Annotated in this window: 11 protein-coding genes; 6 read left to right on the top strand and 5 right to left on the bottom strand. The window is 41.9% G+C overall.

Annotated features, from left to right (window positions below):
* Nucleotides 1–16 precede the first annotated feature (16 nt).
* The 4 genes from OCU30_RS04130 (at nucleotide 17) to OCU30_RS04145 (ending at nucleotide 4967) form a co-directional block, all read left to right on the top strand.
* Nucleotides 17–1786 (top strand): GMC family oxidoreductase, encoded by a 1770-nt coding sequence (locus OCU30_RS04130; protein WP_077311725.1) that lies wholly within the window; start codon nucleotides 17–19, stop codon nucleotides 1784–1786.
* Between the two features lie 4 nt (nucleotides 1787–1790).
* Nucleotides 1791–3092: a c-type cytochrome gene (locus tag OCU30_RS04135; RefSeq protein WP_077311727.1), complete on the top strand. Its 1302-nt coding sequence runs from the start codon at nucleotides 1791–1793 to the stop codon at nucleotides 3090–3092.
* Between the two features lie 514 nt (nucleotides 3093–3606).
* Nucleotides 3607–3822, top strand: a complete 216-nt coding sequence (gene cspE / locus OCU30_RS04140) for a transcription antiterminator/RNA stability regulator CspE (RefSeq protein WP_077311729.1) — start codon at nucleotides 3607–3609, stop codon at nucleotides 3820–3822.
* A gap of 884 nt (nucleotides 3823–4706) precedes the next feature.
* On the top strand, nucleotides 4707–4967 hold the full coding sequence (locus OCU30_RS04145) for a uroporphyrinogen decarboxylase/cobalamine-independent methonine synthase family protein (protein WP_139343464.1): 261 nt from the start codon (nucleotides 4707–4709) through the stop codon (nucleotides 4965–4967).
* Nucleotides 4968–5063: 96 nt separating this feature from the next.
* On the opposite strand, the gene OCU30_RS04150 is transcribed toward OCU30_RS04145, so the two are convergent.
* Nucleotides 5064–7433: a methyl-accepting chemotaxis protein gene (locus tag OCU30_RS04150; RefSeq protein ID WP_077311731.1), complete on the bottom strand. Its 2370-nt coding sequence runs from the start codon at nucleotides 7431–7433 to the stop codon at nucleotides 5064–5066.
* 431 nt (nucleotides 7434–7864) lie between these two features.
* On the opposite strand from OCU30_RS04150, the gene cspE (OCU30_RS04155) reads away from it, so the two are divergent.
* Complete coding sequence (gene cspE, locus OCU30_RS04155) at nucleotides 7865–8080, top strand: transcription antiterminator/RNA stability regulator CspE (RefSeq protein WP_077311733.1); 216 nt, start codon at nucleotides 7865–7867, stop codon at nucleotides 8078–8080.
* A 761-nt stretch (nucleotides 8081–8841) separates the two neighbouring features.
* On the opposite strand, the gene OCU30_RS04160 is transcribed toward cspE (OCU30_RS04155), so the two are convergent.
* The 3 genes from OCU30_RS04160 to OCU30_RS04170 all read right to left on the bottom strand — a co-directional run bounded on the left by OCU30_RS04160 (nucleotide 8842) and on the right by OCU30_RS04170 (nucleotide 11800).
* Nucleotides 8842–9693: a universal stress protein gene (locus tag OCU30_RS04160; RefSeq protein WP_077311735.1), complete on the bottom strand. Its 852-nt coding sequence runs from the start codon at nucleotides 9691–9693 to the stop codon at nucleotides 8842–8844.
* A 10-nt stretch (nucleotides 9694–9703) separates the two neighbouring features.
* Complete coding sequence (locus OCU30_RS04165) at nucleotides 9704–11194, bottom strand: SulP family inorganic anion transporter (protein ID WP_077311736.1); 1491 nt, start codon at nucleotides 11192–11194, stop codon at nucleotides 9704–9706.
* Nucleotides 11195–11332: 138 nt separating this feature from the next.
* Complete coding sequence (locus OCU30_RS04170) at nucleotides 11333–11800, bottom strand: DMT family transporter (RefSeq protein ID WP_077311738.1); 468 nt, start codon at nucleotides 11798–11800, stop codon at nucleotides 11333–11335.
* Nucleotides 11801–12074: 274 nt separating this feature from the next.
* Here OCU30_RS04170 and OCU30_RS04175 point away from each other — a divergent pair, with 274 nt between their 5' ends.
* Nucleotides 12075–12755 carry a type 1 glutamine amidotransferase domain-containing protein gene (locus OCU30_RS04175; RefSeq protein ID WP_077311740.1) on the top strand — a complete coding sequence of 227 codons (681 nt, stop codon included), beginning with the start codon at nucleotides 12075–12077 and terminating at the stop codon, nucleotides 12753–12755.
* A gap of 168 nt (nucleotides 12756–12923) precedes the next feature.
* On the opposite strand, the gene OCU30_RS04180 is transcribed toward OCU30_RS04175, so the two are convergent.
* Nucleotides 12924–13271, bottom strand: a complete 348-nt coding sequence (locus OCU30_RS04180; protein ID WP_077311742.1) for a DOPA 4,5-dioxygenase family protein — start codon at nucleotides 13269–13271, stop codon at nucleotides 12924–12926.
* Nucleotides 13272–13273: the final 2 nt, after the last annotated feature.

Genomic DNA, 13273 nt, shown 5'->3' on the forward strand with positions numbered 1-13273 from the left:
GGAGAAACGATTTACTATGTCTGTAATTGAAAAAAAAGAAGTCGATGTTGTCGTCTGTGGCCTAGGTTGGACAGGCTCGCTGATGAGCATCGAGCTGGCAATGGCTGGCTTAACTGTACGCGCTCTAGAAAAAGGGCCGGATCGCTCTTATAAAGAGATGTCTTACCCAAAGCCTGCTGATCAATACGCTTATGATGTGCGTAATAAAGTGATGGCGACGCCAGCACAATCAGCGGTGACTTTCCGTTATAACTCAAAGGAAGTCGCGGTTCCAACGCGTAAATGGGGTGCATTTTTACCGGGTAGCGGTGTTGGTGGTTCAGGCTTGCACTGGACGGCGGTACTGCTGCGCCCAACGCCAACGGATCTTAAGCTAAAAACTTATGCTGATGAAGCGTATAAACCGGGTATTTTGCAAGAGAATATGCGTATTTATGATTTTCCTTATGAATGGGATGAGATTGAACCATATTATACAAAATTTGAGAAAATCTGTGGTTTATCAGGTAATACCGGTAACCTAAAAGGTGAAATTCTAGAAGGTGGTGACCCATTTGAAGGCCCACGTTCAGAACCTTACCCATTGCCAGCGCTTGATGATACATTGAATTCAAGTATGTTTGCTAAAACCGCTCGCAAGATGGGTTACCACCCATTCCCTAACCCTGCGGCAATTGCATCACGTAGTTGGACAAACCCTTATGGTAACCAAATTGCACCATGTAACTATTGTGGTTTCTGTAGCCGTTATCCGTGTTTGAACTATTCTAAAGCCTCTCCACAAAGTGCGGTAATGGATTCGTTGAAACAAATGGATAATTTCTCATACGAAGTGAACGCAGAAGTAATTAAAGTGCTATTGCACGATGATAAGAAAACCGCCAAAGGCGTCTTGTACGTCGATGAAAACGGTGACGAATGCTTCCAACCTGCGAAAATTGTCGTGATCAGTGGTTTCCAATTGTACAACGTACGTTTGATGTTGCTCTCTGGTATTGGTCAGCCATACGATCCGGTCACGGAAACTGGCACCGTAGGACGTAACTATGCGTTCCTAAGTCACGGCGGCACGCGTTTATTCTTTAAAGATAAAAACTTCAATCCGTTCGCGACTGCTGGTGCTTCTGGTCAAATGTTTAACGATATTTCTCCGGGTAATTATGATGCGCCAAGCCTTGGCTTTATTGGCGGTGCTAAAATCCACAGTTCGCAAGCCTCTGGCGCGCCAATTGGTACTGGTTTACCAGCAGGTACACCAAAATGGGGTATGGGCTGGAAAGAAGGTATGGAAGAGTGGTATGGCCATTCAATGAAGCTAAGCATCACGACTACATGTATGTCTTACCGCGATGTGTACCTAGACTTGGATCCAAACTATACCGATAAATACGGTTTGCCGTTATTACGCATGACATTCAACTGGCAGAAGAATGAACTTAAGCTTCAACAATATTTGAAGAAAGTCGTGAATAACATCGCTGATGAAATGAAGCCAGATTCACGTACTCAAGGTTACTTGAGCATGGATGATAACTTCGATATCACTGAGTATGTGTCGACACATAACGTGGGTGGTGCGGTTGCAGGTGACGATCCTAAAACGTCAGCATTAAACAAATACTTGCAAAGTTGGGATGTGCATAACGTCTTTGTTCCTGGCGGTAATGCGTTCCCGCAAAACTTCCAAGCGAACCCAACTAATACCATTGGTGCGATGACGCTATTGTCGGCTCAGGCGATTAAAGATCATTACATCCAAAACCCAGGACCACTAGTGCAGGCATAGATTTATGAATGGATTTAATTTTAGTCGCATTACCATCGGAAGCGCTTTACTGTTTGCTGTATGCAGCACCTCTGCAATAGCAGCACAATCAACCGTTTCTGATTCTGATAACGCACAAACTCAGCTTATTAAGCGTGGGGAATACCTTTCTCGTGCTGGTGATTGTATGGCATGTCACTCAGTGGAAGGGCAGCCAGAATATACCGGTGGCCTCGCGATTGAGTCTGATTTAGGGGTTATTTATTCCACCAATATTACGCCAGATAAAAAGCACGGTATCGGTAACTATACTGAGAAGCAATTTGCGGATGCAGTAAGAAAAGGGGTACGAGCAGATGGGTCTAAACTCTACCCAGCCATGCCTTACCCTGACTATGCTACCGTTACTGATGAAGATATTCACGCGTTATATACGTATTTCATGCATAAAGTACCGGCCAATGATCGTCAGCCAAAACAAACGGATTTAAGTTTTCCGTTTAATCAGCGTTGGGGCATGATGTTCTGGAATTGGGCATTTGGTAACAGCGAGACTAAGTTTAAGCCAATTAAAGGGGCTTCTGATGAAGTCAACCGCGGCGCTTACTTAGTACAGGGGCTGGGCCACTGTGGTAGTTGTCATACGCCACGCGGTATTGGCATGCAAGAAAAAGCGTACAATGATTCAGACAAAGCCTTTTTATCCGGTGGTGAGCTCAATGGTTGGGCTGTTCCATCATTACGTGGTGTCCATCATTGGACACAAGATGAGTTAGTAGAGTACCTACAAACTGGTCGTAATGATAAAGCGGGCGTGGCTGGTGAGATGACCTCTGTTGTTTATAACAGTACGTCTCATATGTCAGAAGCGGACTTACATGCGATTGCTGTTTACCTGAAACAGCTTGATGGTAAACGCGTTGTGCCAAAAGAAGATAAAGCTGCCACTGAGAAAACGGCTGCGAAGTTGACTCAGGCTAAAAATCTGACTGAAGGTGAGCGTTTGTACATAGATAACTGTAGTGCCTGTCACTTAGTTGATGGTAAAGGCGCGCCGAAAGCCTTTCCACAAATCAATGGTGCGAGCCTGGTGAACGCCGATAATCCGGATGGATTGATTCACATTATTTTGCAGGGTGCACAGTTGCCATCAACAGAAAAAGCGCCATCAGAGTTGATGATGCCCGGTTTTGCTCACCGTCTTAACGATAAAGAAGTTGCAGAACTTGCGACCTTCTTACGTCAAGGATGGAGTAATGATGCAGGTAAAGTGTCAGTCGATGAAGTGAAATCAGTACGCGCTAAAATTACTGATAGTAAAGAGTAATTAGTTATCTTCCTTTAGGAAGCTGAACGATGAGTCTATAGGACGACCAATAGGTCGTCCTTTTTTATGTGTCGATGTATTGCATCGCGGCAGTCCCCAGTCTTGTTTAAAGTGGTCAGAGAGTTTGTATCGTCATGAATTGATTTATAATCAACGATTGACAACAACATTCACACCTTTAGAATAGTTTGTCTAGTCAGCGGTTCTACCTCGCAGCTTCTGATAGTGCTTATCAACTAATTAGTCGTTAGTAAGCATAATAAAGATTATTTTTAAATAAATTGAAAATAAGACTTTACAAAGAAGGTTAATTGGTAGATGCTGTCTTTGCTCTGGAGTTCAGAGTTATTAAATGTAAATAGAGTCAAAGTTAAATTCTCAGTAGCCCATCGTAACTGTTGTCGTTCTTAGTGTTTCCTTAGCTTCATCTAACCATTAAATAATTCATGCCCATGGTGTATCGCAAAATTTTTTTGCGGCAATTACTTTTAATTTTTTATATAAGGGACACACAATGTCTAATGCAAAATCAACTGGTCTAGTTAAATGGTTCAACGAAGAGAAAGGCTTTGGCTTTATCACTCAAAACAATGGCGGTGCTGACGTATTCGTTCACTTCCGTGCTATTGCTTCTGAAGGCTTCAAAACTTTGGCTGACGGTCAAAAAGTAGAATTTGACGTAGAACAAGGTCAAAAAGGTCTTCAAGCTGCAAACGTTGTAGCTCTATAAGATTTTGAATAACGCAGATAGCTTCGGCTATCTGCGTTAATCTTCCAATACCCCACTTATACCTACTCAGTCATACACCACTTAATCTGCTTTAATGTGTATAACCCTCAGTAACAACACTTCTGTTTTATCCTGCATTCTTCTCATTTTTATTAGCGTCGAATAATTTATAATAACAGCGAAATATGTTTGTCATATCTCTACGTTATTGTTGGATAAAATCATCGTACCCGTAAGGAAAATATTATGAGCCGTTCAAATGGTCGTAAACGTATTTGGTTTCAGCATTCGCAAGATCAGAAAATCAAAAAAGACACACCGAAAATGATTCAAGCTACTAACGCAAATTAATTCACGCTACCTTCATTGAATAACGTTGCAGTGACTTTCAATGTTTTATACAAAACGCAGTGTGACATACTGCCAGTGAATGTCTTGACACACGCAGTGTGGTGAGACGAAAGAAAAAGAGATAAAGAAACATTTTATTTTTCAGCCTGAGGAAATCACAACGGCTCAGTGAAAAATCCAGTGACAAAGTGATGCTCCCAACATGTACTTTGCTTCTTTATCTTCTCTCCTTGATTTACCAATCTTTCTTAATAGATGCAACTCCCTATATATATTTCCCCATTTTAATGATTGCTTGAGCATCCATGCTGTATTTTATTGCGCTTCAAAATAATGAGACACCCACATTGTGAAAAACAGTGGTCTTGTGACTAGCTTCCTAATGTTTATCACGGCGTGATGCTCGAATTTGTCAATCATATCTATTTTGAGCGATCAACCAGCGGCTTTACTCGAATTTTACAGTATTCAGGACGAGCGAAGACGTACTAATTAATATAGACAGTGGGAAATGACAGAGTAGTGGTTTATCGTTGCGCCACCTTGCTGAAGGTAAAAAGGTCGTACTAGGCTTAGTATCATCAAAAGTGCCTGAACTTGAAGCGATTGATGATGTGATCGAACGCATTAAAGAAGCCAGCCAATATGTACCGTTAGAAAACTTATATCTCAGCACGCAATGTGGCTTTGCTTCTACAGAAGAGGGGAACGCATTAACTGAAGCGCAGCAATGGGCTAAAATTGTGTTAGTGCAAACCATCGCTCAGCGAGTGTGGAAAGATTCGTTAATTTGATACTTTTATCCCAGTTGATATTAATAGCTAGATAGTAAATGGGCCGGATTTTATGGTAATAATCACCGGCCCAGAGGGTTTACCTAAGGGACACTATTATTCCTCAGTGTTCTTGCGAATTTCCTTACGGCGTTTATCAGAATGTTCAGTGTTGGTCACATTAAACGTATCTGTGACGCTACGCATCTTCGCACTGATCGACGTGATGTCTGTACTGATTACGTTACATAGCTTAATAGTATGTTGCGTATTAACAAAATTTTCATCTAATTGGACGAAGTTATCGGATAATCCGTGTAAGCCTTTCACTTGCTCACCCATGAGAGAGGTTATGTCATGCACATGACCATCAATGTTGTGCATTGCCGTTTCGACCTGTTCCCATGTTATTTCTGTTTGCTGCACTCGATTTGCACAGTTTTTGGTCGATTCTAAGCCTTTATGGATAATACTTTCTACCTTATCTGTGCTATCACGTACCGTGTTGACCATTTTAGTGACGTCCTCGGTGGATGAGCGTGTGCGAGCAGCAAGAGCTCTTACTTCGTCGGCAACAACAGCGAAACCTCTGCCCATTTCACCCGCTCTGGCCGCTTCTATAGAAGCATTTAGTGCCAGTAAGTTGGTTTGTTCTGCTATTCCATTAATCACATCGACTATACGTGCAATTTCGTTAGAGTGTTGCTGCAATTCACCAACGGCAACAGATACATCTCCAATTTCATCTTGTAAAGTATGCATATCTTTAGCTGTTTCTTGGACCGAATGTCTACCCTCTGATACTTCATTGACCGCTGAATGCGAGGCAGTTTTTATCTCTGATAGCTTAGCTTCAGCATGTTGATTACTCGCTAATACACCCTCTAAGCTGGCTTGCATTGTTTGATATTCTGATTTGGTGTGAGAAGCATGCGTATTGAGTGAATTTGTAATATCAATGACATCTTCTGACATTGGTTTCATACGGATAATTGCTGCGAGTAGATGAGAAAAAGTCACGTCAAGGTAATCAATAAACTGGTTTAGGCTAATAGCAAGGTTATCGAGTTCATCTTTACTACCCGTTTCGGTTAATCGTACACGTAAATCGCCTTGGCCACTGGAGAGTGAGTTTACGGTATGTAATAGAACGTCCAAAGGTTTAGTGATTCGTCTCGCTAATAGCCAACTGACTAATCCACTAATCACGGTGGATGCTATGATCATTAATATAAGGATCTTTAGTGTTTTCTCTTTCACAAGTTCTAAAGTATGTAATGCTTCGCTTTCATCGATCTCGCTCATTAGAGCCCAGTGAACCCCTTTTATTTGTATCGGTTGATAGCTTGAATACACATTGACATTACGATAGTCAGGGAACGTGGAGAAGCCTTGTTTGCCTGCAAGGGCTTCGTCTACACCTGTAGTGTTGACCGCCTGTAACCCCATTGTTGAATTTCGTTTATCGATTTCATTGATGATGGTTTGTGAAGTGCCGGATTGTTTTAGCGCAGCAAAGTAGCTGGTTTTGTCATCAATCAAAAAGCGTCCTTCTGAGCGCATAAAGTGATCTTTACCGACCAAGTAAGTTTCTCCTGACTCTCCTAACCCTTCTTTTTTCCATTGTTTCTTGTGCAGTAAAATAGCGTTAATTTTGTCGACAGGCATTTGATAAATGAGCACTCCCATCGTTTTGCCTGCGCTGTTAACAATAGGTGTACTCATAAAAGACGCTTGCGCTTCGTAAGAGGGAGTGTATCTGGCAAAGTCTGTGAGGTAAGTCTCGTTCTTTTTTAAGTTAACCCCGTTCTGGAAGGCCTGAGCTAGGCCACTATCTTTGAAAGGCCCAGTTTTTAGGGATGTGGCGTAATCAAGTTCTTTAAATACCGAATACACGACGACACCTGTGTTGGCGTCAACTAAGAAGACATCATAGAGCCCCATCTCTTGCAGAATGTGTTGATATACTGGGTGATATTGGGCATGAGTATCGCCATAAGCGCTAACTATGGGAGGATGGACTAATTGGTCCTTGCTACCAAGAGGGGCGGGGTTTTGCGATATATATTGGCTTTGGAACATTTTGCCCCGTTGGTCAATCGTTCTAAGTATATTGTTAACAGCAACGCTTTCCGTATTGAGCGAGTTATATTTGGGCGCAAATTCATTTTGATAAAAGTGAGTCAATGACTGAAAGCTATCCTGCTTTAGGGGTTCTGAAAAGTACTGGTTTACCAATGCTTCCATCGCAGTTTGCGATGTTGGGTTAGACGCAGTTAGAACGAGTTGTGATTCTATGCTATGAAAGTAATCAATGAGACGTTCAGCGGTGGTGTTCCCAACCGAAGTTAGGTGCTGGCGAGCGTCTTCTTTGGTTAATGTCCCGACTTTGTTTGTGATTTCATAGCTTAATATTAAGCAGCTCAGCACCACAAAAATAAGGCATAGTATGATATTAGAACTTAGTATCTTATGTTTAATTTTCATTGAATATACTCAGTATTTTGCACTCAATCTTGATGCTTATATGTATAGTTACGGTAAGAAAGGAAGGCAAGGTATCGAGGGGGTGTTTCACGAATGTTCTCATTGCTATGTGCTTGACAGCACATAGCATACATCTTTAGTATTACGTCGGTAGGTTGGTGTTGCTTACCAAACGCTTTGTAAAAATAATCTCAATTAATTGAAAATAATGCTTTACAAACTGTGCGAATAAGCAGATACTAGCTTTGCTCTGGAGTTCAGAGTTATTAAATGTAAAATCGAGTCAAAGTTAAATTCTCAGTAGCCCATCGTAACTGTTGTCGTTCTTAGTGTTTCCTTAGCTTCATCTAACCATTAAATAATTCATGCCTACAGTGTATCGCAAAATTTTTTGCGGCAATTACTTTTAATTTTTATATAAGGGACACACAATGTCTAATGCAAAATCAACAGGTCTAGTTAAATGGTTCAACGAAGAGAAAGGCTTTGGCTTTATTACTCAAAGCAATGGCGGTGCTGACGTATTCGTTCACTTCCGTGCTATCGCTTCTGAAGGCTTCAAAACTTTGACTGACGGTCAAAAAGTAGAATTTGACGTAGAACAAGGTCAAAAAGGTCTTCAAGCTGCAAACGTTGTAGCTCTATAAGATTTTGAATAACGCAGATAGTTTCGGCTATCTGCGTTAATCTTCCAATACCCCACTTATACCTACTCAGTCATACACCACTTAATCTGCTTTAATGTGTATAACCCTCAGTAACAACACTTCTGTTTTATCCTGCATTCTTCTCATTTTTATTAGCGTCGAATAACTTATAATAACAGCGAAATATGTTTGTCATATCTCTACGTTATTGTTGGATAAAATCATCGTACCCGTAAGGAAAATATTATGAGCCGTTCAAATGGTCGTAAACGTATTTGGTTTCAGCATTCGCAAGATCAGAAAATCAAAAAAGACACACCGAAAATGATTCAAGCTACTAACGCAAATTAATTCACGCTACCCTCATTGAATAACGTTGCAGTGACTTTCAATGTTTTATACAAAACGCAGTGTGACATACTGCCAGTGAATGTCTTGACACACACAGTGTGATGAGACGAAAGAAAAAGAGATAAAGAAACATTTTATTTTTCAGCCTGAGGAAATCACAACGGCTCAGTGAAAAATCCAGTGACAAAGTGATGCTCCCAACATGTACTTTGCTTCTTTATCTTCTCTCCTTGATTTACCAACCTTTCTTAATAGATGCAACTCCCTATATATATTTCCCCATTTTAATGATTGCTTGAGCATCCATGCTGTATTTTATTAAGCTTAATTTATTCGAATAGCGCATATCAGTCGGTGCATGTATAGCGATGATATTGCCCTCATGAATATTCTAGAAGGCATCATGCTTATTAGCGGATCAATAGCAATGGTACCGTCGCATTCGTTAATATCTTAGTGGTCGTACTGCCGACAAACCAATGACGAAACTTAGAATGTCCATAAGCGCCCATGGCAATTAAGCCAATATCATGTTGCTGTTGATATTTTAATACGCTATCTGCGACAACGTTTCCCATTAAATGGGCTTCGATAACGGTCACTCCCTGTTGTTGTAATCGATGTGATGCCGACTTAAATTCTTTAGGTGTTTGCTTGTCGTCGACCATGACTAAATGACATGTCATGCCTTTCAAGAGTGGTGTATTTATCGCTTTTTCGACGAGTTTCTCGCTGATATCGCTACCATCAAACGCAAGTACATAACTGGTTGGCGCTTGTGAAAACTCACTGGGTGAGACGAGTATATGAGAATGTATGGCACGTACGACACTTTCTAAATGTGATCCTAGCGTTTTTTCGTCATTTTGATGCAGCTCGCCAGATTTCCCCATCACCACCACTCGGGTCGTGTCCGCCATCTCTTTGAGTGTTTCCACGAGATTACCGTGTTTTTGTTGCTTATAAACCTCAGCGATATCCCATTTATCCGCGAATATTTCGAGATCGCTTAACAAGACCTGTCCATACTTCAAGGCGATTTTAGCGCGTTGCTCGTCGAGTTCGGCAAGCTGGGTGAGTAAATGCTCACGACTCCCTAAACCAATATGCCCACTTAGTTGAATATCGGCTTCCGGTTTAGCATCATCGAGTACGTGCAATAAGGTGAGCGGACAAACAATACGCTGTGCCGCCCAAGCGGCAAGAGCCGTCACTGATTGCGAATAAGATGAACCATCGATACAGGCGATAATATGTTGCATGGTGTACTCCTTAATGTCCGTCCATTAATTTGGCTACATCTTCTGGTTTATCGTGTACACCAAATTTATCCACGATCGTTGCTGTTGCTTGGTTCATGCCGATGACATTCACTTCGGTACCTTCGCGGCGGAATTTAATCACTGCGCGATCAAGCGAAGAGACCGAAGTAATATCCCAAAAATGCGCATGTGTCAGATCGATAGTGACATGCGCTACCGCTTCTTTGAAGTCGAAATATGCGAGAAATTGATCGGATGATGCAAAAAAAACTTGGCCGATAACTTGGTAGGTGCGTGAATGACCATCGTTTGAGATTTCACTCGATACGTTCATATAGCGCCCGATTTTGTTAGCAAAAAAGAGCGAGGCTAATAACACGCCGACGAATACACCTAACGCTAAGTTATGCGTAGCAACGACAACCGCTACAGTGGCGAGCATCACGATATTCGTTGAAAGTGGGTGAGATTTAAGATCACGAATCGAGCTCCAAGAAAATGTTCCGATGGATACCATAATCATTACCGCAACTAAGGCCGCCATAGGGATAAGCTTAAGATAATCACTTAAGAACACCACCATAATTAATAAAAAAAGACCGGCACAGAACGTGGATAAACGGCCTCGTCCGCCCGATTTGATATTAATAATCGATTGACCAATCATGGCACAGCCTGCCATGCCACCGATGAAGCCAGTAATCACATTTGCCGTCCCTTGACCTTTACATTCGCGGTTTTTATCACTGCTGGTATCGGTTAAATCATCGACTATTGTCGCAGTCATCATCGATTCTAATAAGCCCACAATCGCTAAACCAAGTGAGTAGGGGAAAATAATTCGCAGTGTTTCCAGGGTCAGTGGTACATCGGGCCATAAAAAGATCGGAAGAGTATCAGGTAGTTGCCCCATGTCGCCAACATTACGGATCGTTAACCCCATGCTGACTGCAACAATTGTTAAGCTGATAATACACACTAACGGAGAGGGAATGATTTTCCCGATATAAGGAATATAAGGAAATAAGTAAATGATCGCCAGCCCTGCTGCCGTCATTGCATAAACATTCCAAGAGACATTAGTGAGTTCAGGAAGCTGCGCCATAAAGATTAAAATCGCCAGAGCATTAACAAAACCGGTGACAACAGAACGTGAGACAAAGCGCATTAAATTTCCTAAGCGAATGTAGCCAAATACGATTTGTAACAGACCGGTCAGCACGGTTGCGGCGAGCAAGTATTGTAAGCCATGCTCTTTGACTAACGTTACCATGAGAAGAGCCATGGCCCCAGTTGCAGCAGAAATCATACCGGGACGTCCGCCTAAAAAAGAAATAACAACCGCGATACAAAAAGAGGCATATAAGCCAATTTTAGGATCAACGCCCGCGATAATCGAAAACGCGATAGCTTCAGGAATCAGAGCCAGCGCAACAACGGTTCCGGCGAGTATGTCTGCGCGTATATTTGAGAACCATTCACGTTTTATTGTCTCTATCATTAAAAATCTCATTAATCTATGGGTAAATAAGCAGGATTACAGTAGACAGTCATCATCGAAGGTGGAATCGTAGACACGAGTCACTCCCTGGACCGTTATTAGTTAAGCATAGTCAACACACATTATGGCGTTTAAAAATTAAGAGGAGCCAAACAAACGTTCACCGAACATGAATAATGATAACCCGAGTAGCATTAAAACCAAGCCGACGTATTTCCACCAAAAGACCGGGCGTATAGGCATTTGTATCCAGCCGAAGCTATCAATCAACATTCCGGTGATAAGTTGGCCAATAATAAATAAAAACATAGTGTTAGTGATACCAATACGCGGCGCTAAAAAAACGCTAGTAAAGACAACCATCGCTCCAATTGCACCACCAACCCAACGCCACCAAGGTTGCGCGGCAAGCTGCTGCGTCATTCCAGACCATTGCACTTGTACTAGAGCCAACACACCTAAGCAAATTGCGCCAATGGTAAACGATATAAATGCAGCCATCAGAGGTTGATCATTGACGCCAGAGCTCAAGCGACTGTTAACCGCAGCCTGAATAGACAATCCCATACCACTGGTGAGCGCGAGTACTAAATAAAAAAGGTTCATGATGCATCCTTGTCGATGTGATACTGAAAAATAGTCATATGAATAACCGATTAGCGGTGATAAAGACCAGCAGAGATGAAGATATTTTATCGATGTCTAATTTATATTGTTAGTATGGGTTGATCTTTGTGACGGCTCCCCCAATCTTACTAAGCATATATCGTTCTATGCGTTAATAATAGAATATGTTAGCGAGTAGATTTGATATACCTATATCACCGAAATGGTTTAAACATCATGATGTTTTAAACATACAGATAATAAAGGAGATGACATGAAAGTACTTGTTGTACTTACCTCGCATGATAAGTTGGGTAACACAGGCCATAAAACTGGTTTCTGGCTAGAAGAGCTAGCAGCGCCTTATTACGCAATGCAAGATGCAGGAGTTGAAATGACGCTAGCATCTCCAGCGGGTGGCCAGCCTCCACTTGATCCTGGTAGTGCTGGTGAAGATTTCCAAACTGACGATACACGTCGCTTTGAGAAAGATCCTGTTGCTCAAGAGCGTTTAGCGAATACCATGACGCTTGCTGAAGTCGATATCAATGAATACGACGGTGTTTTCTATCCAGGCGGTCACGGTCCATTGTGGGATCTGGCGGAAGATAAAACATCGATAGCTATTATTGAAGAAACCATCAAATCTAATAAGCCAGTTGCATTGGTGTGTCATGCACCGGGCGCATTACGTCATGTGAAGAACGCACAAGGCGAGCCGCTTGTTAACGGTAAGAAAGTGACAGGTTTTTCTAACTCTGAAGAAGCGGCGGTACAATTGACCGACGTCGTTCCTTTCTTAGTAGAAAACATGCTGCAAGAAAATGGTGGTGAGTATTCAAAAGCGGATGATTGGACATCTTATGTTCTCACTGATGGATTGTTGATTACGGGTCAAAACCCACAATCTTCAGCTGAAACCGCAACGGCGTTAATTACTAAATTAAATAGTTAATCATACTATTGATTAGTGAATTGACGTTGTCGTCAATGCCTATATCAAAGCGCCTTAAACCTTATGTTTGAGGCGCTTTTTTATTGAAAGCGTAGTAGTTCGAGATAAGCAGAAAAGAAAGCTTTATGTTGGCTTTAATTACGTGATGAAGACGGCAGGGAAGATGGATTAAAGCCCTGATAAATCGATGGCAACCGGATCACCAAGCCAGTAGGCGTAAGTCGTATGATCCGCCAGATCATCTCCAGTGAGTCCGTGAACAAAGATAGTTAGACCATTACGGTTTTCTTCTAGCCAAGGGATAATGTCGTCAAAAACCTTGGTGGAAAACTTTATCTGACAACTCCACATCGTGTGAGGGCCAACAAGCTTTTCATGTACACGGCCAATTGTCGCGGTAAATTGTTCACCCGCTTTATGGCATAAGTCGCGAGCAAACTCGAGTGTGTCCTGATTGAAATAGACATGAGCATGATAAGCTTGATGCACATTAACCGGGCGTTTGATTGCTTCCATAA

It is taken from the genome of Vibrio palustris, from assembly GCF_024346995.1.
Taxonomy (GTDB): Bacteria; Pseudomonadota; Gammaproteobacteria; order Enterobacterales; family Vibrionaceae; genus Vibrio; species Vibrio palustris.

Coding starts and splice junctions, on each gene's coding strand:
- OCU30_RS04130 (WP_077311725.1), top strand. CDS start 17: ATGTCTGTAATTGAAAAAAAAGAAGTCGATGTTGTCGTCTGTGGCCTA.
- OCU30_RS04135 (WP_077311727.1), top strand. CDS start 1,791: ATGAATGGATTTAATTTTAGTCGCATTACCATCGGAAGCGCTTTACTG.
- cspE (WP_077311729.1), top strand. CDS start 3,607: ATGTCTAATGCAAAATCAACTGGTCTAGTTAAATGGTTCAACGAAGAG.
- OCU30_RS04150 (WP_077311731.1), bottom strand. CDS start 7,433: ATGAAAATTAAACATAAGATACTAAGTTCTAATATCATACTATGCCTT.
- cspE (WP_077311733.1), top strand. CDS start 7,865: ATGTCTAATGCAAAATCAACAGGTCTAGTTAAATGGTTCAACGAAGAG.
- OCU30_RS04160 (WP_077311735.1), bottom strand. CDS start 9,693: ATGCAACATATTATCGCCTGTATCGATGGTTCATCTTATTCGCAATCA.
- OCU30_RS04165 (WP_077311736.1), bottom strand. CDS start 11,194: ATGATAGAGACAATAAAACGTGAATGGTTCTCAAATATACGCGCAGAC.
- OCU30_RS04170 (WP_077311738.1), bottom strand. CDS start 11,800: ATGAACCTTTTTTATTTAGTACTCGCGCTCACCAGTGGTATGGGATTG.
- OCU30_RS04175 (WP_077311740.1), top strand. CDS start 12,075: ATGAAAGTACTTGTTGTACTTACCTCGCATGATAAGTTGGGTAACACA.
- OCU30_RS04180 (WP_077311742.1), bottom strand. CDS start 13,271: ATGGAAGCAATCAAACGCCCGGTTAATGTGCATCAAGCTTATCATGCT.